Origin of the sequence: Streptomyces sp. KLMMK, assembly GCF_036961605.1 — a bacterium.
GTDB classification, from domain to species: Bacteria; Actinomycetota; Actinomycetes; order Streptomycetales; family Streptomycetaceae; genus Streptomyces; species Streptomyces telluris.
The window spans coordinates 1-2,845 of record NZ_JBAMDC010000596.1 but is presented as its reverse complement, the minus strand read 5'-3'; the positions used below and the strand labels follow the sequence as shown (position 1 = coordinate 2,845).

The 2,845-nt window shown below is 76.0% G+C and carries 2 protein-coding genes and 1 pseudogene; 2 read left to right on the top strand and 1 reads right to left on the bottom strand.

Translation table 11 applies throughout. From position 1 onward, the window contains the following. Positions 1–173, top strand: a pseudogene (locus tag V7793_RS36060) (FAD binding domain-containing protein); the annotation flags it as partial. After that, positions 170–2,260 carry a xanthine dehydrogenase family protein molybdopterin-binding subunit gene (locus V7793_RS36055; protein WP_336013898.1) on the top strand — a complete coding sequence of 697 codons (2,091 nt, stop codon included), beginning with the start codon at positions 170–172 and terminating at the stop codon, positions 2,258–2,260. The pseudogene V7793_RS36060 and the gene V7793_RS36055, both read left to right, overlap by 4 nt. Here the strand turns inward: V7793_RS36055 and V7793_RS36050 are convergent. Further along, a partial coding sequence (locus V7793_RS36050) for a substrate-binding domain-containing protein (protein WP_336013897.1) occupies positions 2,257–2,845 on the bottom strand: 589 nt, incomplete at its 5' end. The two genes, V7793_RS36055 and V7793_RS36050, sit on opposite strands and share 4 nt — an antisense overlap.

Genomic DNA, 2,845 nt, shown 5'->3' with positions numbered 1-2,845 from the left:
CGCTGCGCGGCGCCCCGGCCACCGAGGCGTCCTTCGCGGAGGCCGCCGAGGCCGAACTGGCGGCCGCCGAGCCGCTGCGCGACAACGCCTTCAAGGTGCCTCTGGCCCGCAACCTGGCCGTGCGGGTGCTCGCCGGACTCGCCGCCCCGGGCGGGGAAGGAACCGTCTCATGAGCGGCGCCCCCGGCCCCGTGCGCATCGAAGGCCGCGAGAAGGTCACCGGGTCCGCCCGTTACGCCGCCGAGCACACCCCGCCCGGCACCGCGTACGCCTGGCCCGTGCCCGCCACGGTCCCCCTCGGCCGGGTCCTGTCGGTCGACGCCGCGGAAGCCATGGCCGAGCCCGGCGCCCTGGCCGTGCTGACGCACGAGAACGCTCCGCGCCTGAAGGACGTGGAGGATCGCACCCTGCTCGTGCTCCAGAACGACCGGGTACCGCACCGCGGCTGGTACGTGGCGCTGACGGTCGCCGAGACCCCGGAGGCGGCCCGTGCCATGGCCGCCGCGGTGCGGGTCGCGTACGCGCCCGAGGAGCACGACGCCGTGCTGACCCCGGACCATCCGCGCCTGTTCGTCCCCGAAGTGGTCAACGCGGGCCTCCCGGCCCGCCGCGAGCGCGGCGACTTCGACAGCGCCTACGAGCGCGCCCCCGTCCGCATCGACGCCACGTACACGCTGTCCGGCCTGCACAACCACCCGATGGAGCCGCACGCCTCGACCGCCCGCTGGGAGGACGGCCGGCTCTTCGCCCACGACTCCTGCCAGGGCACGACGGCCGTCCGGGAGACCCTGGCCGCCCTGTTCGGCCTGGCCGAGGAGCGGATCACGGTCGTCGCCGAGCACGTGGGCGGCGGCTTCGGCTGCAAGGGCACGCCGCGCCCGCAGATCGTCCTCGCCGCGATGGCCGCCCGGCACACCGGCAGGCCCGTGAAGGCCGTACTGCCGCGCGCGCAGCTCGCGGCCGTGGTCGGCCACCGGCCGCCGCTCGTCCAGCGCCTGCGGCTCGGCGCGGGCGAGGACGGGGTGATCACGGCGCTCGCGCACGAGGTCACCACCCACACGTCCACCGTCCGCGAGTTCGTGGAGCAGGCGGCGGCCCCGTCGCGCGCCATGTACGTGTCCCCCAACAGCCTCACCACGCACCGGGTCGCCGCGCTGGACGTGCCGAGCCCGTCGTGGATGCGGGCGCCGGGCGAGGCCTCGGGGATGTTCGCGCTGGAGTGCGCGATGGACGAACTCGCCGGTGCCTCCGGGGTGGACCCGGTCGAGCTGCGGGTGCGCAACGACACCGCGACCGAGCCGGACAGCGGAAAGCCGTACAGCAGCCGGCACCTGGTGGAGTGCCTGCGCGAGGGGGCGCGCCGCTTCGGCTGGGACGCGCGCGACCCCCGGCCCCGCTCGCGAGCCGAGGGCCGCCTGCTGATCGGCTCGGGGGTGGCGTCGTCCCTCTACCCCGTCTTCCTCATGCCCTCCACGGCCGAGGTACAGGTCACCGGGGCGGGCCGCTACCTGGTCCGGGTCAACGCCACCGACATCGGCACGGGCGCGCGGACCGTCCTGGCGCAGATCGCGGCCGAGGCGCTGGGCGTCGCACCGGACCTGGTCGCCGTCCGGATCGGCAGCACGGAGCTGCCGGCGGCCTCGCTCGCCGGGGGCTCCGCCGGCACCGCCTCGTGGGGATGGGCCGTGCACAAGGCCTGCAGCACGCTGAACGGGATGATCGACGAGCGCGGGGGAACGCTGCCGCCGGACGGTCTGACCGCCACGGCCGGCACCAAGGACGACATCGCGTCCGACCCGCCGCACGCGAAGGCCGCCTTCGGCGCGCAGTTCGCGGAGGTGGCCGTCGACACCGACACCGGGGAGGTACGGGTGCGCCGGCTGCTGGGCGTCTTCGCCGCCGGGCGCATCCTCAACTCCCGTACCGGGCGCAGCCAGTTCATCGGGGGCATGACGATGGGGATGGGCATGGCCCTCATGGAGGGCAGCACGATGGACGCTCGCTTCGGCGACTTCGCGGAGCGGGACTTCGCCTCCTACCACGTCCCGACGTGCGCGGACGCCCGTGGCATCGAGGCCCACTGGATCGACGAGCACGACCCGTGGCTCAACCCCATGGGGAGCAAGGGCATCGGGGAGATCGGCATCGTCGGCACCGCCGCGGCGATCGCGAACGCGGTGCACCACGCGACGGGGGTGCGGGTCCGCGACCTGCCCGTGCTGCCGGAGAAGCTCCTGGCCGGCCTGGAACGGGCCCGCTAGGCGAGCGGCCGGCCGGCGGCCGCCCGGGCGGGGAAGTGCCGTGCGAGCTCATCGACGACGGCCTGTGCGGCCGGGGAGACCCAGCGCCTGCGGTGCCGCGCCACCTGGACGGGCACGTCGGGGAACGGGGGCCCGGCCACCACGGCCAGGCGGCCCTCGCGCAGGGCGTCCTCGGCGGTGGCCCGCGGCAGCAGCGTCAGGCCGAGCCCCGCCGCCACGCAGGACCGGGCGGCCTCGATGCTCCCGAAGCGGGTCAGCCGCATGCGCGCGCCGGGGACGGAGAGGAGGCGGTCGGCCAGGCGGTCGCTGTAGGAGCAGCCCTGCTCGTGGAGGAAGAAGGTCTCGCGCGCCAGGTCCTCCCAGGTGGCCGGCGCGGTCCGGCGGGCGAGGGGGTGCCCGGGTGCGCAGAGCAGCACCAGCGGCTCGTGGGCGAGGGGTTCGGCGGCGATGCCGGGGAAGGAGACGTCCTCCTCCAGGAGCAGCGCGATGTCGAGCCGGCCCGTGCGCAGCCCTTCCACGGCGGCGGCGGTGCCGACGGGTGCCAGGTCGACCTCGACGCCGGGGTGGGAGCCGCGCAGCGCCGCG